Source organism: Marinobacter pelagius (assembly GCF_003315345.1).
GTDB classification, from domain to species: domain Bacteria; phylum Pseudomonadota; class Gammaproteobacteria; order Pseudomonadales; family Oleiphilaceae; genus Marinobacter; species Marinobacter pelagius_A.
The window spans coordinates 1-25,984 of sequence record NZ_QNRO01000017.1; the positions used below are offsets into that span (position 1 = coordinate 1).

Genomic DNA, 25,984 nt, shown 5'->3' on the forward strand with positions numbered 1-25,984 from the left:
GTTAGTGTTGGTTTTTTGTGTAGGAGCTTGAAATCATAACACTTTCAGCCGCTTCTTCCTTCCTTACGCTACCTTCTCATGAGAAATCCGGGCTAGAGCCAGTCAATGCGCCCGCTCAGGTGGGGCGCATCGCCCTTGCTGTTCAGTAGCTGGTAATCCCAGCCCTTGTCTCCTGTTTGCCAGTTCAGTTGCGCCGTTCCAGGCAGGAACAGGGGCTTCTTGAATTGGCAGCTGACCCTCAGTGCGCCGCTCTTCCAACCTTCCTGCTGCTCCAGCAATGCCAATGTGCGGGCTTTGCTCCACATGCCATGGGCGATGGCCCTGGGAAAGCCGAATGCCTTTGCGCTCAGGGCGTGCATGTGGATCGGGTTACGGTCCCCGGAAACCGAGCCATACTGCCGGCCAATGGACTCCGGCGCCTGGATGCTCAGGGTGTTCGGATAGCGCTCCAGTTCCGGGCGCTCTGTTTTGCCCGCGGGTTTGTCGTTCTTCCGGGCCTGTCGGAACAGGTTGGTGCTGGTCTCTTCCCAGGCCAGGGCGCCGGCAGAGCGGGCCTCGGTGATCAGGTCGAATTCGATGCCTCGATCGGTGCGTTTCTGGTTGCCCAGACGGACGGTGAGGTCCAGTGATTCGCCCTCGCCAATGGGGCGGTGTTGTGTAATGGTATTGCGCAGATGCACCAGGCCGAGCAGGGGCAGGGGGAAGTCCGGCTCGGTGAGCAGCTTCAGGTGCAACGGAAACGCCAGGATGTGGGGCCAGGTGATCGGGGCGTGGGTGTGCTGACCAAACCCGCAGATTTTCTTGTAGTCCCGCAGCTGGCGAGTCACTGTGGAGGCACCCAGAAGATGTGCCTCAAGTGCCGGAATTTCGGGAGCATCCCCGGCGCCGGACTTTTTCGGAAGCAGCGCTTTTGCAAACATCGGCACCAGTGGTGGCGGTGTGTGGTGGTAAATCAATGGGTTTGGCATGGTGCAGGTCTCCTTGTGGCCTGATATGCTCTAACATAAGACGATGGTCTTAGAGTCTGGCAAACCCGGCCAGAACAGGCATTGACTTGGCGAGCCCGGCCGGTTGTCCAGCCGGTCAAGGTAGTACCCATAAAGAATAAAAGCGGGATCATATGCAGGAACTTCGTGACGCGGGAGTGATGTTACGCCTGATTTACGAGGCAATGAAGAAAAAGGGTATCGACACCGATGCCATCTTCAGTCGCCTGGGCGTGGATGAAAGTTACGTTTACACCGACCAGTTGCGCACACCCCACAGTGCCCAGCTGTACTTCTGGCAGGCCGTGGAAGATGTGTCCGGCGATCCGGATATCGGATTGAATCTCGGACCGCTGCTGCCAGCCTACAAGGGCCAGGTGCTCGAGTACCTTTTCCTCAGCAGTCCGACCTTCGGTGAGGGCCTGCGCCGGGCCCAGAACTACCAACGCCTGCTGAGCGATGCGGCCAATACAGATTTCTTCATCGAGGGCGATGACGCCTGCATGGTGCTCGACGCTGCATCCGACGCCGTTCGCCGCCTGAAGCACTTCAACGAGTGCTTTGTCCAGGGCCTGATCACCTTCTTCCGCTCCGTTACCGACGACAGTTTCTATCCGTCGCGCATCGAGTTCGAGCATGAGCGCGAGGAGGGGCAGGAGCACGCCCGGGAGGTCCTAGGCTGTGATGTGGTGTTCGGGGCGCCGGAGAACCGGCTGTACTTCCCGGCCAAGTTGCTGTCCCACACCTCTCCCCATGCCGAACCGGAACTCCTGGACCTCCATGAGCGGTTTGCCAGCGAGCAGGTTGCGCGTCTTGAGAAGAAGGACATCGTGGGCCAGGTGGAACGGATTGTCGCCGAGCTGCTGGACAGTGGCGAGGTTACCCTCGATGCGGTCGCCGAACGCCTTGGTATCAAGCCCCGGACCCTCCGGACCCGCTTGACCGAAGCCGAAACCAGTTTCAACCAGGTGCTTGCTGATTTCCGCTATCGCCTGGCCCGGCAGTTGCTGGCCACCACGGACGAATCCATTGACGAGATCGTGTATCTGACCGGCTTTTCCGAACCAAGTACTTTCTATCGGGCGTTCAAGCGCTGGTCCGGCATGACCCCGATCGAGTACCGGAAAACTTCCCAGGGTAAGGACGCCCTGGTCGACGCCATGTAAGAAAACTTTTTCGGACTTTTTTCAGGAAAAACGTTGACATGGTCGGGGGCGTCTTTATAATGCGCCCTCGTTGTCACCGAGCAGTCACAGACAAGGCTGCAGGCCTTGCGAGGTATCCGGTGATGGCCCGCGCGGAGCGGTAGTTCAGTTGGTTAGAATACCGGCCTGTCACGCCGGGGGTCGCGGGTTCGAGTCCCGTCCGCTCCGCCATTTTTCCTACCTCTGTTTTTCTCTTGACCCATCCCGGGTTCTGAAATATTCCTGTCACACGAGGCATTTACCTTGGCGGTTAAAGTTCGCACGAGGGTAAAGTCATGTCTGACTATGAAGAAGAGTTGCTGGAAACCCGGCTGGATGAATTCGAGGATGATGGCGAGTTCATTGACGACGCCACAGAGCTTTAATCCCTAGTCCCCGGTTTTTCCGTTCAGCTGCATTTGTCGGCGATGCTCGCCGGGGCTGACCCCGAACCATCGTTGGTAGGCTTTGTGAAAGGCCGGCGGGTTGGCAAACCCCAGTAACCAGGCAATTTCCGACAGGGAGCTGTTGGTTTCCTTCAGATAATCCAGTGCCAGCTGTTGTCGGGTCTCATCCATTAACAGCCGGAAGTTGGTACCCTCGGCCGCCAGTTGCCGTTGCAATGTCCAGGGCGAGGTGCCGAGTCGCGCCGCAACCGTTTCCAGCCCCGGCGTCTCGCCGCGGAACAGGGGCGTCATCAAGTGCCGCACCCGGTCCGAGGTGCTCCATCCCCGTTTGATCCTTTCCAGTTCACGCTCACACATCACGCAGAGCTGCTCGTGCATGGCCGGGTGCGCCTGGTTGCTCGGTTGGTGCCAGGCACTTTTCTTGAGCGTCAGGCTGTTCTCTGTGGCACTGAATTCAACCGGGCAGCGGAACCAGCTTTCAAACAGGTCGTCCAGGCCGGTCGACGGGTATTCGATGCGAACCTTCTCAAGCACGTCATAACGGCCGGTCAGGGTGCGTGCCAGCTGAGTCCAGGCTGCCAGCACCGAGTCCACAACGAAGTAATTGAACCGGTTGTAGGGACGGATCGAGTAGAAGCTGGCTATCCGCTTGTCGGGATCGGTTCCGGGATGACCGCGACTGTTCTGGCTGGTGAGCCTCGAATAACGTACCAGCTTCATCAGTGCCTGCCCGATGGTCGGCGCGGTCTCCGCCGCCAGTCCGGCCAGGCCGGCGTCGATCGGCCGGGATAGAGCCCCCATCCGCAGTCCCAGTGCGGGGTTGCCGGTCAGCCTGATGGCGGCCTCTCCCATCCGCATGAAACGGGGGATGCTGATCCGCGCTTCCGGGGAGGTCAGGGCGGTTTCATCCAGATTGAATTGCCTGGCCAGCACCTCGTGGTCTGCACCTTCCTCCGCAGCTGCGCGCAGCAGTACCGAGACGTACAGAAGGCTGATGTCGCCGAGCGCGTTGCGGTTTCCGGGCTTTGAGGGTGCTCTCACGTGGTATTCCTGATTGGGTGTCGCTTCAGGATAACATAAAGTTGTTTGGGGATATTGAGGGCGGTCAGCCGGACCGCTACTTTGTGGCGTATAACGAAAGACGGCCGCAACGCCGGCTGCCAATATGAGGAGATCAATATGACCGCAACACCGGGCACACAGAAATACCCGAACCTTCTGGAACCGCTGGATCTGGGCTTTACCCGTCTGCGGAATCGCACCCTGATGGGCTCCATGCACACTGGCCTGGAGGAAGCCAGGAATGGCTTTGACCGTCTGGCGGCTTTCTATGCCGATCGTGCCCGGGGCGGTGTTGGTCTGATTGTCACCGGTGGAATCGGTCCCAACGAAGAGGGCGCGGTGTTCCAGCACGCGGCCAAGATGAGTACCGAGGAAGAGTCCGATCGTCACAAGGTGATCACCCAGGCGGTGCACGAGGCCGATGGCAAGATCTGCATGCAGATCCTCCATGCCGGCCGCTATGCCTATTCGCCGGCACTGGTGGCGCCGTCCCCGATCCAGGCACCGATCAACCCGTTCAAGCCCAAGGAGCTGGACGAAGACGGCATCGAGAAGCAGATCAGCGATTATGTGAACTGCGCGGCTTTGGCCCAGCGGGCCGGCTACGACGGCGTTGAGATCATGGGCTCTGAGGGTTACTTCATCAACCAGTTTATCGTTACCCACACCAACCAGCGCACGGATCGCTGGGGTGGCAGCTACGAGAACCGGATTCGCCTGCCCATCGAGATCGTGCGTCGAGTCCGGGAACGGGTCGGCGAGAACTTCATCATCATCTACCGCCTGTCCATGCTGGATCTGATCGAGGATGGCAGCACCTGGGAAGAAGTGGTCCACCTGGCCAAAGAGATCGAGAAGGCGGGTGCCACCATCATCAACACCGGCATCGGCTGGCACGAGGCACGGGTGCCCACGATTGCCACCTCGGTTCCCCGTGGCGCCTTCACCAAGGTGACGGCCCGTTTGAAGGGGGAGGTGAGCATTCCGCTGGTGACCACTAACCGGATCAACATGCCGGATGTGGCCGAGAAGGTCCTGGCCGAGGGGGATGCCGACATGGTCTCCATGGCCCGGCCGTTCCTTGCGGATGCGGACCTGGTGCTGAAGGCAGCGGAAGACCGTGCCGACGAGATCAACACCTGCATCGGCTGCAACCAGGCGTGCCTCGACCATACCTTCAGCGGCAAACTGACCTCCTGCCTGGTCAACCCCCGCGCCTGCCACGAAACCGAGCTGACCTGGGTGAAGACGGCCAATCCGAAGTCCATCGCGGTGGTTGGCGCCGGCCCTGCCGGTCTGGCCTTTGCGACCGTGGCCGCCGAGCGTGGTCACAAGGTCACCCTGTTTGACGCCGGCAGCGAAGTCGGTGGCCAGTTCAATGTTGCCAAGAAAATCCCGGGCAAGGAGGAGTTCCATGAGACTCTCCGTTACTTCCGGGTGATGCTGGACAAACACGGGGTGGATGTCCGCCTGAACACCCGTGTCAGCGCCGATGAACTGAAAGCCGGTGGCTTCGATGAGGTGGTCCTGGCCACCGGTGTCGAGCCGCGGACTCCGGAGATCGAGGGTATCGACCATCCGAAGGTGATCGGTTACCTGGATGCGCTGCTGGAACGCAAGCCGGTCGGCCGGAAGGTGGCGGTCATCGGTGCCGGCGGCATCGGTTTCGACGTGTCCGAGTTCATCGTGCACCAGGGGGCTTCTGCGTCCCTGGACACCGGCGAGTTCATGAAGGAATGGGGCGTTGATCTGAGTGTCGAGCACCGTGGTGGTATCCAGGGTGTGACGCCGGAAGTGCCGGAGCCCGCCCGCGAGGTTTACCTGCTTCAGCGCAAGGCGTCCAAGGTCGGCAAGAACCTGGGCAAGACCACGGGCTGGATTCATCGGACGTCCCTTAAGAACCGCCATGTGCAGATGGTTCCGGGGGTTTCCTATCGCAAGATCGATGACGAGGGTCTGCACATCACCGTGACACCGAAAGGTGCCGAAGAAGGGGAGGACAAGGTGCTGCCGGTGGATACGATCATCATCTGTGCCGGGCAGGAACCGCTGCGGGAACTCCAGGCTGGTGTCGAAGCCGCCGGGCTCCCGGTTCATCTGATTGGCGGTGCCGATGTGGCGGCCGAGCTCGATGCCAAGCGGGCCATCGATCAGGGCAGCCGGCTGGCCGCGGAAATCTGATCACAAAACGTTGCAGTTTTTATCTGTCCATCGACATTTGTCTGGCTAGACTATTGGAAAGCCTACGGTTATCCGTAGGCTTTCTGGTATTGGTGCATGCCGCTGGACGAATTTTCCGATGGAACGCTCCGGGGAAGCGAAGCGTGTAAGTGTCCAATTTCTGAATCCTGGAGATGGAATGATGGCTTCTGCCGATCAGGCAACCGATGGCTACTCAGCCGTGTTTTTTATGGAGGAGGGGCGTATTGCCCGTCAGATGCGCGCTTCCGAGTTCGGCGCTTTCCTCGACGGTTATGTCGGTTTATCTGACCTGGCGGAAACGGACGTAAAGGCCGTACTGATCGAGCTGGGGGGTGACCTCCTGGTGCGCTCGCTGGTGTTCTTCCGGATCTGGTTTGATGACGAGGGCCGAGCTGACACCAGTTGGAACGTTCCCATTGAGGCGTTGGCTAAAGACGGTGCCAAGGGGCCGGACATGGGCGCGGGTCCCATCCGCCTGGTGTGTCGCAGCCAGTGCCCGGATCCGAAGTTCGCCAAGGAGCTCTGGGACCCGGATATGACGCCGGGCAACAACCATTTCCTCGCCATCCGCAAGGCGGTGGAAAGCAATACCCTGAGATTCCAGAAGATCGAACCTGTCGAGGAGGACATTCCCGTCCTCAACGCCAAGGAAGAGCCGGCGAAGGAGAAGGAAGACGATGGGGCGGCGTCGGCAGACCGAGCACGCCTGGCGCAGCTGATCCGTGAACAGCGTTTACGCATCAAGACCCTGCAGAGTGTACACCGGGATTCCCTGGCGGACCTCCAGCGTGAACACCGCAATGAAATGCAGTCCCTGCGCAGCGAAATGGCGGATCTGGAGCAGAAATACGAGCGCCAGCGGCTGACCAGTGAGCAGCTCAAGCAGCGGCTATCCGAGCGCAACGAACAATACCTCTCCATGCAGGAGCAGATCGGCAGCGCCGACGAGGATAAGAAGCGGGACGACGCCAACGTCGGTGCCGAACTGGTTCTGCTCCGGGAGCAGCTTGAGCGCAAGCAGCGTGAGCTGGAAATGCGTGACGAGAAAATAGTCTCCCTGGAAGAAGAGAACCACGAGTTGCGGCACCGGGAGCCGCCAGAGAACTCCATTCTTGACCATCTGCGCAAGCAATCGGTCTTTCTCGTGGCCTACCATGCCGGAGTGGGTCACTTGACCCTGCCGTTCGACGACATTGAGACCTACTTCACCAACCCCGTGGCCTATGCCGCCGAACGTTGTGGTATGAACGAGCCGGCCTACCGGGAGTGGCTGGAACACTACGAGAACCCGGTGTGCGGCCACCAGGACGGGGATGGCAACGAGTGCGCCGAACCCATCATGCGGGTCAGCCAGCCGGCGGAATTCCGGCCGGGTGTGGATGACCGCTGCGAGCAGCACCAGGCCTGATCCTCGCATCTTTTTTCAGAATCCAGCCGACTTTCGTTACACTGTACGCCATCGTTGCAGGGTAGCGGAGGCGCTGTTCCCTGCTGCATCCCGGGATCACAGGAATTTTCATGGATCAGTTCAGGAATATCGGCGTAATCGGACGGATGGGCAGCGTCAAGGTGGTGGAGACGCTGAGGCAGCTCAAGCAGTACCTGCTTGCCCAGAACTACCAGGTCATTCTGGAAGAAGACACCGCGGGAATGATTCCCGGCCATGGCCTGCAGGTGGCCAGCAAGAAACTGCTGGGTGAAATCTGCGACCTCGTGATTGTCGTCGGCGGTGATGGCAGTCTGCTGGGTGCCGCCCGGGAGCTGGCGAAGTCGAAGATTCCCCTGCTCGGGGTGAACCGGGGGCGCCTCGGCTTCCTCACCGACATTTCTCCTTCAGATCTTGAAGAGCGTCTCGGCAAGGTACTGGAAGGCGAGTACATCGAGGAAACCCGCTTCCTGCTCGATGGTAATGTCGAGCGTAACGGTCAGCCGCTGGGTTTCGGCAGTGCTCTGAACGACGTGGTGCTGCATCCGGGTAAATCCACCCGGATGATCGGCTTTGACCTGTTCATCGACGGTCACTTCGTCTACAGCCAGCGCTCCGACGGCCTGATTGTCTCCACGCCCACTGGCTCCACTGCTTATTCCCTGTCTGCCGGTGGCCCGATCATGCACCCGAAACTTGACGCCATCGTGCTGGTGCCCATGTTTCCCCATACCCTGAGCAGCCGCCCGATCGTGGTGGACGGCAAGAGCGAGATCAAGCTGGTCATCGGAGATACCAACGAGACCTACCCGCAGGTAAGCTTTGATGGTCAGATGAACATCTCCTGTGCGCCCGGGGATATCATCCGAATCACCAAAAAACCGTTCAAAATCCGTCTGATCCACCCGACGGACCATAACTTCTATGCCACCTGCCGTGACAAACTTGGCTGGGCAAGTGAAATCGCAGCGAGTTGATCATGGCTTGTAAGAATCCCTCCGCAAATCGCGGTTTCGATATCATCGGCGACATCCACGGTTGCGCCCACACCCTGGAAAAGCTCCTGGACCGGATGGGGTACCGCAAGGTCAACGGTGTTTACGAGCATCCCCTGCGCCAGGCCGTTTTCATCGGTGACATCATTGACCGGGGCCCGCGTATCCGGGAAGCGCTGCACCTGGTGCGGGACATGGTCGAGCACGGCTCGGCGCGGATTGTCATGGGCAACCACGAGTACAACGCCCTGGGTTACTGCACCCGTGCCCGCCCGGGCAGTGGCAAGACCTGGTTGCGGGAGCACAACCCGCGCCACGATCGGCTGATCAAGGAAACCCTTGAGCAGTTCGATGCCCATCCCCACGAATGGAACGAGTTTCTGGAGTGGTTTTACACCATCCCCCTGTTCATCGAGGAAGAGGACTTTCGGGTGGTGCACGCCTGTTGGGACGGTGACCTGATCGAGAAATTCAAACAGATTCAGGGTGGCGCCTGCATTGACGAGGATTTCCTCCACGCCTCGGCGGCCATCGAGTCCTTCGCCGGACAGGTAATGGATACGCTCCTTCGGGGTACGGACCTGCGTCTGCCGGAGGGTATGTCGATAACGGGCAAGGACGGCTATGTCCGCGAATTCTTCCGGACCAAGTTCTGGGCGGACGAGCCCCATACCTATGCCGATGTGGTGTTCCAGCCCGATCCGTTGCCGCCGGAGGTGGCGAGGCACGTGCTGACCGAAGACGAGCGCAAGCAGCTCATCAGTTACCCACTGGACGCGCCACCGGTGTTTGTGGGTCATTACTGGATGGAAGGTCGGCCCGCGCCGCTTAAGCCCAATGTGGCCTGCATTGATTTCAGTGCGGTGAAATACGGCAAGCTGGTGGCCTACCGGTTTGACGGCGAGCGGGCACTTTCCCGCGACAAGTTTGTCTGGGTAGATGTGGAGCGGCCGGAGGCTCCGGAGTACCCCACCAGCGAAGACAGCGTTGCGCGCTAGCGGTTCGTCTTGCGGTGAGCCCATACCCCTGATCGTGAGGTGAGAATTGTATCGGGTAAAGCAGTTGGATACCTCGGTGAACCTTGCCGACTTCAGCCAGTGGCTGAGGGATCAGGGCGTGGGGCATCGTATAACGGAAGAAGGCGGCCAGCAGGTGCTTTGGCTGGAACATGAAGAGCATGCGGAACCTGTGCTGGCGGCGCTTGAACGGTACCTCGCGGAACCCCGGCTCAGGGAAGCAGTGGCCAGCCAGAACCGCTCGCCGGCTTTCGTTGGCGGCCGCTGGCAGCCGGCACCGCGCCATGCGCCCCTGGTCCTGGGTCTGATCGTATTCGCCGTGGTGATGGTCTGGCTCACGGGGATGGGCTCCAATGAGCTCTCCGCCGCCCTGATGGTGGTGGACCCCCGGAATTTTGACTGGACCACCTTTGACGGTCGCATCGATGCGCTGTCGGCCACGCTGGCCAGCGGTCAGGTCTGGCGTCTGATTACGCCGGATTTTCTGCATTTCAGCTGGACTCACATCATTTTCAACTCAGTGATGCTCTGGTTCCTCGGCAGCCAGGTCGAGTGGTTTGACGGCAAGGGCCGGCTGATAGCCCTGTTCCTGGTGACCAGCCTGTTGTCCAATAGTTTGCAGTACCTGGTTTCCGGGCCTTTGTTTGGTGGCCTTTCCGGCGTGGTATACGGGATTCTCGGTTATTGCTGGCTGAGCCAGCAGCGGGCGCCACGGTTCCAGTTCCCGCCAGCGCTGGTAACCTTCGCGGTGATCTGGATGGTTCTCGGTTTTACCCCATTGCCGGAAATGCTGGGTCTGGGCAGGATGGCCAATGAGGCGCACCTGGGTGGTTTTGTCGCGGGACTGCTCTGCGCGCTGGTTTTGCCCGTAAGGAAAGGGTGATCGGATAAAAAAAGCCCCGCCAAAGGGCGGGGCGCAAGAAGAGCTTTTAGCTCCTGATGAGAGAGACCAAATGATACGACCGTTGTCATTTGGTGATGTAATGATAATTGTTATCGTTTGCATCTGTCAAACGATTGTGCCGATTTTTTTGTGAAGGTTTTTTCAGGAGAGCGGAATGACTTACGAAGAGCTGATCGAACGTCTGGATCCGGCGGTATACCGGAACCTTCGCCAGTCCATTGAGCTGGGCAAGTGGCCGGATGGTCGCAAGATGACAGCCGAACAGCGCGCTATCAGCCTGGAAGCGGTGATTCACTACGAGAACAAGCACAACGTGCCTGAAGAAGAGCGGGTGGGTTACCTGGACCGTGGCAGCAAGGCGGGAACGGCCTGTGATCCTTCCGTCCAGCACACCACCAGCCAGAACCGTGATGTCGATCCGGACCAGTTCGTAGAGGTCAAGTCTTGAGCGAAGTCATCGATGTAACCGGCCGGTTGCGCAAGATGCCGGTGGAGGCCGGGCAGCCGGTTGCCTACACCATTGCCGTGGGTGACGCCCGGGTGCCGTTGAACCATCTGATTGGTCACTCCATCCGCATCGATTTTGATGGCGTTATCCGCTGCATCCATTGCGACCGCAAGACCAAGAAGAGTTTCAACCAGGGCTACTGCTATCCGTGTTTCCGCAAGCTGGCGGCCTGCGACAGTTGCATCATGAGCCCGGAAAAGTGCCACTACCACCTCGGTACCTGCCGCGAGCCGGAGTGGGGGGAGACCCACTGCATGGTCGAGCACGTGGTGTACCTGGCCAATTCTTCCGGACTCAAGGTCGGCATTACCCGCGCTTCCCAGGTGCCGACCCGCTGGATTGATCAGGGAGCGGTCGAGGCCATCCCCATGGTCAGGGTCAGAACCCGTTATATTGCCGGGCTGGTGGAAGTGGCGTGCAAGAGCCATGTCACCGATCGCACCAACTGGCGCGCCATGCTCAAGGGCGATGTGCCGGAGCTGGATCTGGTGGCGGAACGCCAGAAAATGCTGGCGGCCATTGCCACCGATATCGCGGAACTGCGAGAGGTGCACGGCGACGACGCCATCCGGGAGGTGAATGAGTCCGGGCTTGGCCTCAGCTATCCGGTGGAAGTCTGGCCGTCAAAGATCAAAACCCATAATCTGGACAAAACGCCGGAAGTGGAGGGAGTACTGGAAGGCATCAAGGGCCAGTACCTGATCCTCGACACCGGTGTGATCAATATCCGCAAGTTTACCGGGTATGAGGTCCGCTTCCGGGCGGACGCCAGCTGAACAGAACTCCGTGGAGAATGTAATGCGTAGCAACCAGCCACAAACCATTTACCTGAGCGAATACCAAGTACCGGCGTATCTGGTTGACCATGTGGACCTGAGGTTTGAGCTTTTCGAGGAAGGCGCCCGTGTGCACAGCACGCTGTCGGTGCGTCGCAACCCCGATTCCAGGGAGGCCGGAGCCCCGCTGGAGCTGGATGGTGACAGCCTCAGGCTGGAAACCGTCGCCCTTGATGGCACCGAGTTGTCATCGGCCGATTACGAGGACCGGGGCGATCAGCTGGTCATTGCCTCGGTGCCCGAGCAATTCGAGCTCTCGGTGGTAACCTGGATCGAGCCACAGAACAACACCCGCCTCGAAGGTCTGTACAAATCCTCCGGTATGTTCTGCACCCAGTGTGAGGCCGAGGGCTTCCGCTGCATTACCTTCTTCCCGGACCGCCCGGATGTCATGGCCCGTTTCCGCACCCGTATCGAGGCGGACAAGGCTTCTTATCCGGTACTGCTGTCCAACGGCAACGACGTTGACCGGGGTGAGCTCGAGGGCGGCCGCCATTTTGTTACCTGGGAAGACCCGTTCCCGAAGCCGTGTTACCTGTTTGCCCTGGTGGCCGGCGATCTGGTGGAAAAACGGGATACCTTCCGGACCTGTTCCGGCCGCGACATCGACCTGCGCATGTACGTGGAGCCGCGTAATGCACAGAAGTGCGACCACGCCATGGACTCCCTGAAACGGTCCATGCAGTGGGATGAAGAAGTCTATGGCCGGGAATACGATCTGGATATCTTCATGATCGTGGCCGTCGACGATTTCAACATGGGCGCCATGGAGAACAAGGGCCTGAACATCTTCAACTCGTCCTGTGTCCTGGCCAGCCAGGATACCGCCACCGACGCCGCGTTCCAGCGCATCGAGGCGATCGTCGCCCACGAGTACTTCCACAACTGGTCCGGCAACCGGGTCACCTGTCGCGACTGGTTCCAGCTGAGTCTGAAAGAAGGCTTCACGGTGTTCCGGGATTCCCAGTTCTCCGCCGACATGGGCTCGCCCACGGTCAAGCGCATCGAGGACGTGACCCTGTTGCGCACGGCCCAGTTCGCCGAGGATGCCGGCCCCATGGCCCACCCTGTGCGCCCGGCTTCCTACATGGAAATCTCCAACTTCTACACCCTGACCATCTATGAAAAGGGTGCCGAAGTGGTGCGCATGATCCATAACCTGCTCGGGCCGGAGATGTTCCGCAAGGGCTCCGACCTTTATTTCGAGCGTCATGACGGTCAGGCGGTAACCACCGATGATTTTGTCCGCGCCATGGAGGATGCCTCAGGGCGTGATCTGACCCAGTTCCGTCTCTGGTATGAGCAGGCGGGTACGCCGGTGCTGAATGTCTCTGATGAGTTTGATGCAGAGCAGGGCATTTATCGGCTGACCATCGAGCAGCACATCCCGGATACCCCGGGCCAGAGCAACAAGAAGCCGCAACACATTCCGTTTGCCCTGGGCCTGCTGGGCAGCCGGGGCGAGGCCTTGCCGCTCAAGCTTGAGGCGGGCGAGGAAAGCGGACCGGCTGAGCGGGTGCTGGAACTGACCGAGGCGAGCCATACCTTCGAGTTCCATGGCATCAGTGAGCACCCCGTGCCCTCGCTCCTGCGCCACTTTTCTGCGCCGGTGCGGGTGAATTATCCGTGGTCGCGGGAACAGTTGCTGTTCCTGATGAGCCACGACCCGGATGGCTTCAACCGCTGGGATGCCGGCCAGAGGCTGGCGGTGGATGTGATTCAGTCCCTGGTGGGTGCACCCAGGGATGCGGTCGTTGAGCCGCGACTGGTCACCTCCTATCGCCACCTGATCTCTGACTCCTCCCTGGATCAGGCGCTGGTGGCCAAGATGCTGCAGCTGCCTTCAGAGGCGTACCTGATCGAGCTGGCGGACAACGCCGATGTCCCTGCCATCCACCTTGCCCGGGAGCGGGTACTCAAGCACCTGGCCATCTCCCTGCGGGATGAGCTGGTTGCCTGTTACCGGCGCAATCTCGAGACCGGTGACTACGAGATTACCCCGGAGGCGATTGCCCGTCGCAGCCTGCGCAATACCGCCCTGGCGTGGCTCCTGGTGATCAATGACGAGGAAGGGCGTGAGCTGGCCGTTCGCCAGTTCCGTTCCGCCGATAACATGACGGACCGGATGGGCGCACTCCGGGCCCTGGTGAACTCCGACTACGAGGAAGATCGCAACCTGGCACTGGAAGCGTTTTACCAGCTGTTCCGGGAAGATCCGCAGGTGATCGAACAGTGGTTCTCGGTTCAGGCTGCCAGCGACCGCGCCGGTCAGCTGCCGCAGATTCATGCCTTGCTCGAGCACCCGGCATTCGACTGGAAGAACCCCAACAAAGTCCGTTCCGTGGTTGGGGCCTTTGCCGGCCAGAACCTGGCTGCCTTCCACAACCCGGATGGCTCGGGCTATGACTTCCTGGCCGAGCAAGTTTGCCGCCTGGATGACAGCAACCCCCAGATTGCTGCACGTCTGGTCACGCCCCTGACCCGTTGGCGGAAGTTTGCGCCGGAGTATCGCGAACAGATGAAAGCCGCGCTGGAGCGCGTCCGTGACAAGGCCGGTCTGTCCCGGGATGTCTACGAGGTGGTTCACAAGAGCCTGGCTGGCTGAGCCACTGGTGTCCGGCTGTGACGGCGGAAACCCTGTCACAGCCAGATACAAAATCGCACTTTCGGTCGATAGACAATATTGCCCGATCCGTTAATCTGGTCGAAAGTCTCAAGCTGCACGAGACCACAACAAAAAAGCCCCTCAAGAGGCTTCCAGACGGATTGAAGGTTAGACCATGATGTATAATAAAAACACGCTGTTGAGTGGCCTGTTGGCCCTGTCTGTCTCGGCTGTACCCGCCTACGCTGCGGTCTCCCAGAGCGAGGCTGCCCGTCTTGGCAACGAACTGACCCCCTTTGGCTCGCCCAAGGCCGGCAACGCCGCCGGAACCATCCCCGCGTGGGACGGCGGACTGACTGAACCGCCGGCCGGTTACAAGGGGAGCGGTCAGCACCACATCAATCCCTTCCCGGATGACGAGGTGCTGTTTACCATCACCGCCCAGAACATGGACCAGTACAGCGAGTATCTGACTGATGGCGTCAAGGCCATGTTCGAGACCTATCCCACCACGTTCCAGGTTCCGGTATACCAGAGCCGTCGCAGCCATGCGGTGCCGGACTGGGTGGCCCAGAACACCCGGGATAACGCCACAAGCGCCGACATCGTGGGCGAGGGCGCCGGTATCGAGGGGGCCTACGGTGGCTATCCCTTCCCGATTCTCCATGGCAATGATGAAGAAAAAGCCTGGCAGGTCATCTGGAACCACCTGACCCGTTGGCGTGGAGTCTCCGTTACCCGGCGTTCCAGTGAGGTGGCGGTCCAGCAGAACGGCGACTACTCGCTGGTGACATCCCAGCAGGAAGCCTTCTTCAACTACTACAACCCGGAAGGTGACGAGAGTACCCTCGATAACGTCATCTTCTACTACCTGTCATTCACCCAGTCTCCGCCCCGTCTGGCCGGTGGCGCGATCCTGATTCATGAAACCATGAACCAGATCATCAACCCCCGTAATGGTTGGGGGTATAACGCCGGCCAGCGTCGTGTTCGTCGGGCGCCGAACCTGGGATACGATTCTCCGATCGCCGCTTCGGACAACCTCCGTACTGCGGACGATACCGACATCTTCAACGGTGCCCTGGACCGCTATAACTGGACGTACCTGGGCAAGCGCGAGATTTATATTCCCTACAACAACTACCGGATTGGCCAGAAAGGACTCTCCTACGATGAGATTCTCGGCATTTCACATATCAATCCGGACCTGACCCGCTGGGAGCTGCATCGGGTGCATGTGGTCGAAGCGACCCTGAAGGAAGGTGAGCGCCATATCTACGCCAAGCGCCGTTTCTATGTCGACGAGGACAGCTGGAACACCGTGCTGCTGGACCAGTACGACGGCCGCGGCGAATTGTGGCGCGTGACCATGGGCCTGCCCAAAAATTATTATGAATTGCCGGGTGTGTGGACGGTGCTGGACGTCTATCATGATCTTCAGGCCCGCCGTTATCACGTTCTCGGACTCGATACCGAAGAGCCGAATACCCGGGTATTCACCAACGAGGTTCCCAACAAGCGGTACTTCTCTCCGGCCTCCCTGCGCCGCAGGAGTGTTCGCTGAGGCGCGAGGATCGCAACCCCGCCCAGATGGAATGGCAACCAACATACCGGCAGCCGGAAGGCTGCCGGTATGTTTACAGTTAAAACCGGCTTTGCCGGACTGAGACACACAGTAAAAACAACCGATAGGCAAACCGAATGGCTACAAGCTTGATGCGTAAAACCCTGGGTGCTACCTGCCTCGGGCTTTCCATGGCCTGTGCATCTCCGGCTGTATGGGCAGTGGGGGATTTGCTTGAAACACCGGCCCGTCCAACGGAACTCGCTCCACAAAGCCTGCTGAATGATGTTGCCGTTGCAGGCGACCGTATCGTAGCGGCCGGGGAGCGTGGACACATCATCTACTCCGACGATGAGGGCCAAAGCTGGACCCAGGCCGAAGTGCCCGTGTCCGTTACCCTCACCGGCGTGGATTTTGGTACGGAAAATCATGGCTGGGCTGTGGGCCACAGCGGTGCGGTGCTGCATTCGAGTGATTCCGGCGCAACCTGGGAGCTCCAGCTGGACGGTATCCGGGCCGCCGAACTGGCCATCGCCAGCCAGGAGGAAGCCATTGCCGACATGGAAGAGCGCATCGAGCAGGCCCCCGAGGAGCAGGTAGAGGACCTGGAGTGGGCGCTGGATGACCTGTTTTTCCGCCTCGAAAACATGCAGGCGGATCTGGATATCGGTCCGGTAAACCCGTTCCTGGATGTCTGGTTCGAGAACGACAGTCACGGCTTTGTGGTTGGCGCCTACGGCATGATCTACCGCACGACCGATGGCGGGGCAAGCTGGCAGGACTGGTCACAGAAGCTGGACAACCCCCAGGGTTTTCACCTTAATGCCATTTCCCAAATCGCCGGTGGTGCCCTGTTTATTGTCGGTGAAGCTGGCCAGATCCATGTTTCCATTGATGGTGGTGAAACCTGGGAGCGTCGTGAGAGTCCCTACCCGGGTTCACTGTTCGGCGTGATTGGCACCGGCCGCGTCAACGAAGCCCTGGCCTTCGGTTTGCGGGGCACCCTGATGTATTCCGCGGATCTCGGAAAGTCCTGGTCTGTGGTCAGTACCGGTTCCACGGCAACGCTCAATGACGGTGCCGCCGAGGGTGACCGGATCATCCTGGTTGGCAATGGCGGGGCTGTGCTCACCAGCGGTAACGGAGGGGATACCTTCCGGGAGTACCTCCGCGACGACCGTGAGGGAGTCATGGGTGTGGTGCCGGTTTCGGATACCAATCTGCTCCTGGTGGGCGAGGGTGGCGTCAAGCACGCCGATCCCCAAGGCAAAAACCTTCAATAACGCCCTGATGTGGCAACAACAGAACCAATAATAGAGGGGCTTTGAATGTCCAACCCGACGCATGACAAGGGCGAACATTACCTGACCACGCCCAAGGCGGAACCGTTCCTGGAGCGTCTGATTTTCAACAATCGGGCGATCATCCTGGTTCTGCTGACCATTTTGACCCTGTTCCTCGGCTACAACGCGGTCAAGATTCAGCCGGATGCCAGTTTCGAGCGGATGATTCCGCTGGAGCATCCGTACATCGTCAACATGCTCGAGCACAGGGACGACCTGGAAAACCTGGGTAACTTTGTGCGAATCGCTGTGGAATCCAAAGACGGCGATATCTTCTCGCAAGAGTACATGGAGACCCTGAAGCAGATTACCGATGAGGTGTTCTATCTCAGCGGCGTTGATCGTTCAGGCCTGAAGTCACTGTGGACGTCCAACGTGCGCTGGGTGGAAGTAACCGAGCAGGGCTTCCAGGGCGGTACCGTTATTCCGGATGACTACGATGGTTCCCGGGAAAGTCTTGAGCAGTTGCGTCAGAACGTGCTCCGTTCCAATGAAGTCGGCCGGCTGATCTCGGATAACTTCAAATCGACCATTGTCTACGCACCGCTGTACGAGACCGATCCGGAGACCGGTGAGCCGCTGGATTACGGCACCTTCTCCCGGCAGCTGGAAGAAAAGATCCGGGAAAAATACGAAGCCCAGAATCCGAATATCGAGATCCACATTGTCGGCTTTGCCAAGAAGGTGGGGGACCTGATCGAGGGTATAGGCTCCATCGCCTGGTTTGCCGGTATCACCATTGTGCTGACCACTCTGCTGTTGTTCTGGTATTCCCGCAGCGTTTCCGGAACCTTGGTGCCGGTGTTTACCTCCATTATTGCGGTATTCTGGCAGCTGGGCACCCTGCGGCTGCTGGGTTACGGCCTGGATCCTTACTCCGTACTGGTCCCGTTTCTGGTATTCGCCATCGGTATCAGTCATGGCGTGCAGATCGTCAATGCCATGGCGGTGGAAGCGGCCAAGGGTTTTGACGCCGTCACCGCCGCCCGCCTCGCGTTCCGGGCGCTTTATATTCCGGGGATGCTGGCGTTGATCTCCGATGCCTTCGGTTTCCTGACCCTGTTCTTCATCGAGATCGATGTTATCCGGGATCTGGCGGTTGCCGCCGGTATCGGTGTTGCCTTTGTAATCATCACCAACCTCGTGCTGCATGTGCTGATCATGTCCTACATCGGCATCTCCAAGGGCGGTATACGTCATGTGCAGAATCACGGTGAGAAGCAGGATCGCAAATGGCGACTCCTCTCCAATTTCTCCCATCCCGGTGTGGCGCCCATCTCCCTGCTGATTGCGGTGATCGGTCTGGGGCTTGGCCTCTACTACAAGCAGGATCTGAAAGTAGGTGACCTGGATCAGGGTGCACCGGAATTGCGCAAGGACTCCCGTTACAACAAGGATAACGCGTACATTATCGACAATTACTCCACCAGTGCCGATGTCATGGTGGTGATGGTGAAGACGCCGGTGGAGCAGTGCACCCAGTACAGTGTGCTGCGGGCCATGGATGCGCTGCAGTGGGAGCTGGCAAACACCCCGGGTGTGCAGTCTACGGCATCGCTGGCGGACGTCTCCAAGATCGTCACCAAGGCCCTGAACGAGGGTAACTGGAACTGGTATGCGATCTCCCGAAACCAGACCATTATCAATGCTTCTATCCGTAACGCACCGTCCGGGCTGATCAACACCGATTGCAGCCTGACACCGCTGCTGGTGTTCCTGGAGGATCACAAGGCTGAAACCCTGCAAACCGCTGTAGAGGTTGTTGAAGAGTTTGCCCAGGAAAACAGCAACGAGGAGCACACCTTCCTGCTCGCGGCCGGTAACGCGGGTGTGGAAGCAGCCACCAACGAGGTTATCTCCAAAGCCAAGGACATGATGCTGATCTTCGTCTACGGCGTGGTGAGCCTGCTGTGCTTCCTGACCTTCCGTTCCATCCGCGCGGTACTGTGTATCGTGGTTCCGCTGGGCCTGACGTCAGTGCTGTGTGAGGCGATCATGGCGGTCTCGGGGATCGGTATCAAGGTGGCGACCCTGCCAGTCATCGCGCTTGGTGTGGGTATCGGTGTGGACTACGGCATCTACATCTACAGCAAACTGGAAAAGTACCTGCTCGAAGGCAAGACGCTGCAGGACGCGTATTTCGAAACCCTGCGTTCCACCGGTAAGGCTGTGGTCTTTACCGGCGTGACCCTGGGCATCGGCGTCGTAACCTGGATCTTTTCTCCCATCAAGTTCCAGGCCGATATGGGCTTCCTGCTGTTCTTCATGTTCCTCTGGAACATGATCGGCGCCATCTGGCTGCTGCCGGCATTGGCCCGCTTCCTGCTTCGTCCGGAGCGCATGCTTGAAAAGGCGAGGGAAGCGAAATAAGCTGTTCACTGACGATCAAAAAAGCCCGCGCCGCGGGCTTTTTTGTTGTTGGCTCAACTGTTTAGAGAGCTAACTCTGACTTTATTTATGCCATAAAGTGGTCTATGTTCTAAGACGGACGCGAAATATGTCCGTATGAGAGACGGGCATTCTTTAATTACAACGAGCAAAAAAGGAACGACTCACATGACACTGAAACTCAAAGCTTCCGCTCTTGCTGTAGCCGCTGCGGTCAGCCTTGGTGCTGCATCCACTTCGGTATCTGCGCAGGAGCAGCGTTTCGTGACCATCGGTACTGGCGGTGTGACTGGTGTTTATTATCCCGCTGGCGGCGCAATCTGCCGTCTGGTCAATATGGACCGGAAAGAGCACGGTATCCGTTGTTCGGTTGAGAGTACCGGTGGTTCCGTCTACAACCTGAATGCGATCCGTCAGGGTGAGCTGGATCTGGCCGTGGCCCAGTCCGACTGGCAGTACCATGCCTATAACGGCACCAGCCAGTTTGAAGACGACGGCGCCAACAAGGAACTGCGTGCGGTTTTCTCCCTGCACCCTGAGCCGTTCACCGTGGTTGCCAGCAAGGCTTCCGGCATCAAGAACTTCGAAGACCTCGAAGGCAAGCGGGTTTCCGTTGGTAACCCCGGTTCCGGCCAGCGCGCCACCGCTGAAGTGCTGATGAACGAAATGGGCTGGACCATGGACAAGTTCTCCCTGGCCGCCGAGCTGAAGGCTGCCGAGCAGTCCCAGGCCCTGTGTGACGGCAACATTGATGCCTTCTTCTACACTGTTGGTCACCCGTCCGGCTCCATCAAGGAAGCGACTACTTCCTGTGACAGCGTAATCGTCAACGTGAACAACGATGCGACCCAAACCCTGATCGAGGACAACCCCTACTACCGTAAAGCGGTTATTCCGGGTGGCATGTATCGTGGTACGGATGAAGATGTCACCACCTTCGGTGTTGCGGCAACCTTCGTCTCCTCCACCGACGTGCCGGATGAGGTGGTTTATGAAGTCGTGAAGGCAGTGTTCGAGAACTTCGACAGCTTCAAGCGCCTGCACCCGGCCTTCGCCAACCTGAAGAAGGAAGAAATGGTGCATGATGCCCTGAGTGCTCCGCTGCACCCGGGTGCTGCCAAGTACTACAAGGAAGCCGGCCTGATCGACTGATCCGGCGCTTTCTGAAAACCGGCCGCGGGCAGCCCCGCCCGCGGCCTTTACTGATCTTCCCGATTTCCCTCTGACAGGATCCGGCTATGACAAATAGCGACCCGAGAGCCGGGGATGCCACCGATAAGCAGAAAGTTGAGGAATTCCTCCAGACCGAATCGGGCGGAAGGGCTGCCACCGGGCCCGCCGCTGTCATTCTCTTTATCGTTCCTCTGCTCTGGTCTCTTTTCCAGCTTTGGATAGCGTCACCGCTTCCCTACATTTTCGAGATCGGCGTGTTCAATTCCACGGAAGCACGTTCGATTCACCTGGCGTTTGCCTCTTTCCTGGCGTTTGCCGCTTTCCCGATGATTCGGGGCAAGCATCAGAACCATGTGCCGGTCTATGACTGGATACTGGCACTGGCGGCTGCCTTTGCGGCCTCGTACCTTTACGTTTTCTATGACCAGCTGGCTACCCGTCCGGGGGCGCCGAACACCCAGGATATGGTTGTGGCCCTGGGTGGTCTCGTGCTGTTGCTCGAGGCGACTCGCCGCGCGCTGGGTCTTCCGCTGACCATTGTGGCTGGCGTGTTTATCATCTACTCCCTGGCTGGCCCGTACATGCCGGATGTGATTTCCCATAAGGGCGCCAGTCTGAGCAAGCTGGCCTCGCATCAGTGGCTTGGCACCGAGGGTGTGTTCGGTGTGGCACTGGGGGTTTCAACCAGCTTCGTGTTCCTGTTTGTCCTGTTCGGGGCCTTGCTTGAACGGGCCGGCGCCGGTAACTACTTCATCAAGGTCGCCTATGCACTGCTGGGTCATATGCGTGGAGGCCCTGCGAAAGCGGCCGTGGTCTCCAGTGGCCTGAGCGGTGTAATTTCAGGCTCCTCGATAGCCAACGTCGTAACTACCGGTACTTTTACCATTCCGCTGATGAAGCGGGTGGGTTTCCCTGCCACCAAGGCGGGTGCGGTTGAGGTTGCAGCCTCAACCAATGGTCAGCTGACGCCTCCGATCATGGGGGCAGCCGCCTTCCTGATGGTGGAGTATGTGGGTATTTCCTACCTGGAGGTCATCAAGCACGCGATTCTGCCGGCGATGATCTCCTATGTGGCACTGATCTATATCGTGCACCTCGAGGCCTGCAAGCTGAATATGCAGGGCATCGAACGACTGGATCGTCCGACCCTGGCCCAGCGTATGCTGAACTGGGTTGTGATCCTGCTGGGGCTGTGTGTACTGACCTTTGTGGTGTATTACGGCATCGGCTGGATGAAATCGGTTCTGGGCGAAGCCACCATGTGGGTTCTCACACCCATGTTGTTAGCGGTTTATATCGGCTTGGTTGGCTACGCCAGCAAGTTCCCGGATCTTGAGGAAGATGATCCCGAGCAGGCCATGGATGAGTTGCCTCCGGTAGGGTCCACGGTCAAAACCGGTCTGTATTTTCTGCTGCCGGTGGTGGTGCTGGTCTGGTGCCTGACCGTGGAGCGCTTCTCTCCGCAACTGTCCGCCTTCTGGGCGACCGTGTTCATGGTCTTTATCGTGATCACCCAGCGGCCGCTGAAAGCGTTTTTCCACAAGCGCGGCAACTACCTTGCAGGGTTGAAGCAGGGCGGTGTTGACCTGGCCCACTCCCTGGTGACCGGTGCCCGAAACATGGTTGGCATTGGCGTGGCAACCGCCACAGCCGGTATCGTGGTCGGGACTGTAACCCTGACCGGTATCGGTCTGGTGATGACCCAGTTCGTTGAGTTCATCTCCGGCGGCAACCTGCTGTTGATGCTGATCTTCACGGCAATCATCAGTCTGATTCTCGGCATGGGACTGCCGACCACCGCCAACTACATCGTGGTCTCAACCCTGATGGCGCCTGTTATTGTGACGCTTGGTGCCGAGAATGGTTTGCTGGTGCCATTGATCGCGGTGCATCTGTTTGTGTTTTACTTCGGTATCCTGGCAGATGATACGCCGCCGGTTGGCCTCGCGGCCTATGCGGCTGCAGCGATATCGGGGGGCGATCCGATACGCACGGGTGTCCAGGGCTTCACCTATGACATCCGGACCGCAATCCTGCCGTTCATGTTTATCTTCAACACACAGCTGTTGTTGATCGGACTGACCGGGTGGGTGGACCTGCTCATCACCATCTTCAGTGCGGTAACGGCCATGCTGGTGTTCTCAGCAGCCACTCAGGGGTTCTGGTTCACCAAAACCCGATGGTGGGAGACGGTTTTCCTGCTGTTGATAACCTTTACGCTGTTCCGGCCGGGGTTCTGGTGGGATATGGTCTATCCGCCCACGGAAGACAGGCCCGGATCGGAGATCTTCCAGTATGTCGAGGATATTCCGGCTGATCAGCCGATTATCATCCAGGCTTCCGGCATGTCCCTCGATGGCAGTGATGTGTCGAAATACCTGCGGTTGCCACTGCCCGAGGCGGAGACACCACAGCAGCGACTGGCCCAGGCCGGGCTGGAGGTTTCTCCCCAGGGTGAGCAGATGGTCGTGGACTTCGTGAATTTCGGAAGCATTGCGGAGCAGGCGGGCATCAGCTTTGGCTGGACGATCGACAAGGTTCAGATTGAGAAGGATCGGCCACCCAAGGAACTGATGTTTATTCCGGCACTTCTGCTACTTGCGGCACTGGCCTTCGGCCAGCTCCGGAGAAAAGCCAGGGAAGAGGCGGCAGGCGAGTCTGCCTGACCGCTTGACAGGAATTTCGTTAAGTCCGTAGAAACCCGGCGTTAACCCGCCGGGTTTTTTTCTGGTAGACTCGCCGCAGATCCGGGCCGCGGTTTGTGTCGCGGTGTCCCGGCACCATGTGATCTTTGGTATAGATCACCGCTGAGGCAACAACAGGAGTATTCCATGCCCGTCATTACCCTGCCGGATGGCAGTCATCGCAGTTTTGCTGAACCCGTAACCGTACACGACGTCGCTGCCGACATTGGTGCCGGCCTGGCCAAGGCCGCGCTGGCCGGTAAGGTCGATGGCAAGCTGGTGGACACCAGTCACGTGATCGACCGTGATGCTGAACTGGCCATCGTTACCGATCGTGATGAGGACGGCGTCGATGTCATTCGTCATTCCACTGCCCACCTGATGGCGATGGCCGTCCAGGAACTGTTCCCCGGTGCCCAGGTAACCATTGGCCCGGTGATCGACAACGGCTTCTATTACGACTTCAAGTACGACCGCCCGTTCACCAACGAGGACCTGGCGCGGATCGAGAAGCGGATGGAGGAGCTGGCCAAGCAGGATATCCCGGTTTCCCGGTCTGTCATGTCCCGCGAGGATGCAATCAAGCTGTTCGAAGACATGGGCGAGGAATACAAGGTCCGCATCATCCAGGACATTCCCGGTGATGAGGACCTGTCGTTCTACCGCCAGGGCGACTTCATCGACTTGTGCCGCGGCCCCCACGTGCCCAGCACCGGCAAGCTCAAGGCGTTCAAGCTCACCAAGGTGGCCGGCGCCTACTGGCGTGGTGATACCAACAACGAGCAATTGCAGCGCGTCTACGGTACTGCCTGGGGTAACAAGAAAGACCTCAAGGCCTACCTGAATCGCCTGGAAGAGGCCGAAAAGCGGGATCACCGCAAGATCGGCAAGAAGCTGAACCTGTTCCACATGCAGGAAGAAGCGCCGGGCATGGTGTTCTGGCACCCGGATGGCTGGTCTCTGTACCAGGAGATCGAGCAGTATATGCGTGCCAAGCTGCACAGGCACGGCTACCAGGAGATCAAGACACCCCAGGTGGTGTCCCGTACCCTGTGGGAGAAGTCCGGGCACTGGGACAAGTTCAAGGACGACATGTTCACCACCGAGTCCGAGAAGCATGACTACGCCATCAAGCCCATGAACTGCCCCTGCCACGTGCAGGTGTTCAACCAGGGTTTGAAGAGTTACAAGGACCTGCCGCTGCGTCTGGCCGAGTTCGGCTCGTGCCACCGCAACGAGGCTTCCGGCGCGCTGCACGGGCTGATGCGGGTGCGCGGCTTTACCCAGGATGATGCGCACATCTTCTGCGAAGAGGATGCGATCCAGGAAGAAGTGTCCGCGTTCATCAAGCTGTTGCACGAAGTCTATGAGGACTTCGGCTTCACCGAGATCCTGTACAAGCTCTCTACCCGTCCGGAAAAACGGGTGGGTTCCGACGAAGTCTGGGACAAGTCCGAGGCGGCACTGGAAGAAGCCCTGAACCGTGAAGGCGTGGATTGGGAATTGTTGCCGGGTGAAGGCGCATTCTACGGACCGAAGATCGAATTCTCCCTGAAGGATTGCATCGGCCGGGTCTGGCAGTGCGGTACCATCCAGGTGGATTTCTCCATGCCGGGTCGTCTTGGTGCCCAGTATGTGGCCGACAACTCCGAGCGCCGGACCCCGGTCATGTTGCACCGTGCGGTACTCGGTTCCTTCGAGCGTTTCATCGGTATCCTGATCGAGGAGTACGAAGGTGCGTTCCCGGTCTGGCTGGCTCCGACCCAGGTGGCGGTGCTGAATATTACCGATAACCAGCGTGATTATTGTCAGAATCTGGCCAAAAAGTGGGATTCTTTGGGCTTTAGGGTTAATGCTGACTTGAGAAACGAGAAGATCGGCTTTAAAATCCGCGAGCATACTCTTAACAAGGTTCCCTATCTGGTTGTTGTCGGCGATAAAGAAATCGAGAACAACGCGGTTGCGGTGAGAACCCGCAAGGGCGAAGATCTGGGAACCATGTCGGTCGACGAATTCGAAGCGCTACTGGCCAAAGACGTCGAACGCAAAGGTAGAACCAAAACGGAGATCTGATTATTAAACAGCGAGCGAATCGGGGTGGGCGTACTCCAAAAGCGCCTATCAATGAAAATATTGACGCAACTGAAGTCCGCCTGATTGATGCCGAAGGCAATCAGGTTGGTATTGTTCCCATTGAGGATGCACTCAAGCAGGCAGAAGAAGCGTCTCTTGACCTGGTTCAGGTTACGGATTCCGATCCGATCGTCTGTAAGATAATGGACTACGGCAAGAAGATCTTCGAAGAGAAAAAGGCCAAGGCGGCTGCCAAGAAAAAGCAGAAGCAGACGCAGGTCAAGGAAGTCAAGTTCCGTCCAGGAACTGAAGAAGGGGATTATCAGGTCAAACTACGCAACCTGGTACGTTTCCTTGAAAACGGGGACCGCGGCAAAATCACTATCCGCTTCCGTGGCCGTGAGATGGCACACCAGGAAATTGGTATGAAGCTCATGAACCGCATCGAAGCTGATATTGACGAGCTGGCCCAGGTAGAACAGCGGCCGAAAATGGAAGGCCGCCAGATGACCATGGTCGTGGCGCCCCGCAAGAAGAAGTGAACCTGATCCAATGACGGGTCCCCCGCATCGGCGGGGGATTTGTCGTTCAGGGACACATTTGTTTATCCAAAATAGAATGCGGAGTT

Annotated in this window: 18 protein-coding genes and 1 tRNA gene; 17 read left to right on the top strand and 2 right to left on the bottom strand. The window is 58.8% G+C overall.

What is annotated here, in order from left to right:
- Positions 1–92: 92 nt before the first annotated feature.
- Positions 93–968: a MaoC family dehydratase gene (locus DET50_RS13935; protein WP_113863449.1), complete on the bottom strand. Its 876-nt coding sequence runs from the start codon at positions 966–968 to the stop codon at positions 93–95.
- A 152-nt stretch (positions 969–1,120) separates the two neighbouring features.
- Between DET50_RS13935 and DET50_RS13940 the strand changes: the two genes are divergently transcribed.
- Together DET50_RS13940 and DET50_RS13945 are read left to right on the top strand one after the other, a co-directional pair.
- Entirely contained in the window at positions 1,121–2,152 is a 1,032-nt protein-coding gene (locus tag DET50_RS13940) for an AraC family transcriptional regulator (RefSeq protein ID WP_113863450.1), read from the top strand.
- A 133-nt stretch (positions 2,153–2,285) separates the two neighbouring features.
- Positions 2,286–2,362 (top strand) — tRNA-Asp (locus DET50_RS13945).
- A 197-nt stretch (positions 2,363–2,559) separates the two neighbouring features.
- Here DET50_RS13945 and DET50_RS13950 read toward each other — a convergent pair.
- Positions 2,560–3,618: an AraC family transcriptional regulator gene (locus DET50_RS13950; RefSeq protein ID WP_113863451.1), complete on the bottom strand. Its 1,059-nt coding sequence runs from the start codon at positions 3,616–3,618 to the stop codon at positions 2,560–2,562.
- A 138-nt stretch (positions 3,619–3,756) separates the two neighbouring features.
- On the opposite strand from DET50_RS13950, the gene DET50_RS13955 reads away from it, so the two are divergent.
- The 15 genes from DET50_RS13955 (at position 3,757) to infC (ending at position 25,898) form a co-directional block, all read left to right on the top strand.
- Positions 3,757–5,820 (top strand): NADPH-dependent 2,4-dienoyl-CoA reductase, encoded by a 2,064-nt coding sequence (locus DET50_RS13955; protein ID WP_113863452.1) that lies wholly within the window; start codon positions 3,757–3,759, stop codon positions 5,818–5,820.
- Positions 5,821–6,001: 181 nt separating this feature from the next.
- Positions 6,002–7,249 carry a DNA repair protein gene (locus tag DET50_RS13960; RefSeq protein ID WP_113863515.1) on the top strand — a complete coding sequence of 416 codons (1,248 nt, stop codon included), beginning with the start codon at positions 6,002–6,004 and terminating at the stop codon, positions 7,247–7,249.
- Positions 7,250–7,359: 110 nt separating this feature from the next.
- A complete protein-coding gene (locus DET50_RS13965) occupies positions 7,360–8,244 on the top strand; it encodes an NAD(+) kinase (RefSeq protein WP_092004477.1) in 885 nt (294 codons plus the stop codon).
- A gap of 2 nt (positions 8,245–8,246) precedes the next feature.
- A complete protein-coding gene (locus tag DET50_RS13970) occupies positions 8,247–9,260 on the top strand; it encodes a metallophosphoesterase (protein WP_113863453.1) in 1,014 nt (337 codons plus the stop codon).
- A gap of 46 nt (positions 9,261–9,306) precedes the next feature.
- Positions 9,307–10,161, top strand: coding sequence for a rhomboid family intramembrane serine protease (locus DET50_RS13975; RefSeq protein ID WP_113863454.1), 855 nt, complete (start codon positions 9,307–9,309; stop codon positions 10,159–10,161).
- A 175-nt stretch (positions 10,162–10,336) separates the two neighbouring features.
- On the top strand, positions 10,337–10,630 hold the full coding sequence (locus DET50_RS13980; RefSeq protein ID WP_113863455.1) for a YeaC family protein: 294 nt from the start codon (positions 10,337–10,339) through the stop codon (positions 10,628–10,630).
- Positions 10,627–11,466, top strand: coding sequence for a DUF2797 domain-containing protein (locus DET50_RS13985; protein WP_113863456.1), 840 nt, complete (start codon positions 10,627–10,629; stop codon positions 11,464–11,466). The genes DET50_RS13980 and DET50_RS13985 overlap by 4 nt, the downstream gene beginning before the upstream one ends.
- A gap of 22 nt (positions 11,467–11,488) precedes the next feature.
- Positions 11,489–14,131: an aminopeptidase N gene (gene pepN / locus DET50_RS13990; RefSeq protein ID WP_113863457.1), complete on the top strand. Its 2,643-nt coding sequence runs from the start codon at positions 11,489–11,491 to the stop codon at positions 14,129–14,131.
- A 178-nt stretch (positions 14,132–14,309) separates the two neighbouring features.
- Positions 14,310–15,695 carry a DUF1329 domain-containing protein gene (locus DET50_RS13995; protein ID WP_404932748.1) on the top strand — a complete coding sequence of 462 codons (1,386 nt, stop codon included), beginning with the start codon at positions 14,310–14,312 and terminating at the stop codon, positions 15,693–15,695.
- Positions 15,696–15,832: 137 nt separating this feature from the next.
- The gene (locus tag DET50_RS14000; RefSeq protein ID WP_258546135.1) at positions 15,833–16,978 is read left to right on the top strand and encodes a WD40/YVTN/BNR-like repeat-containing protein; all 1,146 of its coding nucleotides are present in this window, start codon (positions 15,833–15,835) and stop codon (positions 16,976–16,978) included.
- 45 nt (positions 16,979–17,023) lie between these two features.
- On the top strand, positions 17,024–19,408 hold the full coding sequence (locus tag DET50_RS14005) for an efflux RND transporter permease subunit (RefSeq protein WP_113863460.1): 2,385 nt from the start codon (positions 17,024–17,026) through the stop codon (positions 19,406–19,408).
- A gap of 186 nt (positions 19,409–19,594) precedes the next feature.
- Complete coding sequence (locus tag DET50_RS14010) at positions 19,595–20,578, top strand: TAXI family TRAP transporter solute-binding subunit (protein WP_113863461.1); 984 nt, start codon at positions 19,595–19,597, stop codon at positions 20,576–20,578.
- An 86-nt stretch (positions 20,579–20,664) separates the two neighbouring features.
- Positions 20,665–23,265 (top strand): TRAP transporter permease, encoded by a 2,601-nt coding sequence (locus DET50_RS14015; RefSeq protein ID WP_113863462.1) that lies wholly within the window; start codon positions 20,665–20,667, stop codon positions 23,263–23,265.
- A gap of 165 nt (positions 23,266–23,430) precedes the next feature.
- Complete coding sequence (thrS, locus tag DET50_RS14020; RefSeq protein WP_113863463.1) at positions 23,431–25,356, top strand: threonine--tRNA ligase; 1,926 nt, start codon at positions 23,431–23,433, stop codon at positions 25,354–25,356.
- Complete coding sequence (infC, locus tag DET50_RS14025) at positions 25,353–25,898, top strand: translation initiation factor IF-3 (RefSeq protein ID WP_181799994.1); 546 nt, start codon at positions 25,353–25,355, stop codon at positions 25,896–25,898. Before thrS ends, infC begins: the two co-directional genes overlap by 4 nt.
- The last annotated feature ends 86 nt before the right edge of the window (positions 25,899–25,984 follow it).

Coding starts and splice junctions, on each gene's coding strand:
- DET50_RS14000 (WP_258546135.1), top strand. CDS start 15,833: ATGGCTACAAGCTTGATGCGTAAAACCCTGGGTGCTACCTGCCTCGGG.
- pepN (WP_113863457.1), top strand. CDS start 11,489: ATGCGTAGCAACCAGCCACAAACCATTTACCTGAGCGAATACCAAGTA.
- thrS (WP_113863463.1), top strand. CDS start 23,431: ATGCCCGTCATTACCCTGCCGGATGGCAGTCATCGCAGTTTTGCTGAA.
- DET50_RS13995 (WP_404932748.1), top strand. CDS start 14,310: ATGTATAATAAAAACACGCTGTTGAGTGGCCTGTTGGCCCTGTCTGTC.
- DET50_RS13940 (WP_113863450.1), top strand. CDS start 1,121: ATGCAGGAACTTCGTGACGCGGGAGTGATGTTACGCCTGATTTACGAG.
- DET50_RS13935 (WP_113863449.1), bottom strand. CDS start 968: ATGCCAAACCCATTGATTTACCACCACACACCGCCACCACTGGTGCCG.
- DET50_RS14010 (WP_113863461.1), top strand. CDS start 19,595: ATGACACTGAAACTCAAAGCTTCCGCTCTTGCTGTAGCCGCTGCGGTC.
- DET50_RS13965 (WP_092004477.1), top strand. CDS start 7,360: ATGGATCAGTTCAGGAATATCGGCGTAATCGGACGGATGGGCAGCGTC.
- DET50_RS13960 (WP_113863515.1), top strand. CDS start 6,002: ATGGCTTCTGCCGATCAGGCAACCGATGGCTACTCAGCCGTGTTTTTT.
- DET50_RS13955 (WP_113863452.1), top strand. CDS start 3,757: ATGACCGCAACACCGGGCACACAGAAATACCCGAACCTTCTGGAACCG.
- DET50_RS14005 (WP_113863460.1), top strand. CDS start 17,024: ATGTCCAACCCGACGCATGACAAGGGCGAACATTACCTGACCACGCCC.
- DET50_RS13970 (WP_113863453.1), top strand. CDS start 8,247: ATGGCTTGTAAGAATCCCTCCGCAAATCGCGGTTTCGATATCATCGGC.
- DET50_RS14015 (WP_113863462.1), top strand. CDS start 20,665: ATGACAAATAGCGACCCGAGAGCCGGGGATGCCACCGATAAGCAGAAA.
- DET50_RS13980 (WP_113863455.1), top strand. CDS start 10,337: ATGACTTACGAAGAGCTGATCGAACGTCTGGATCCGGCGGTATACCGG.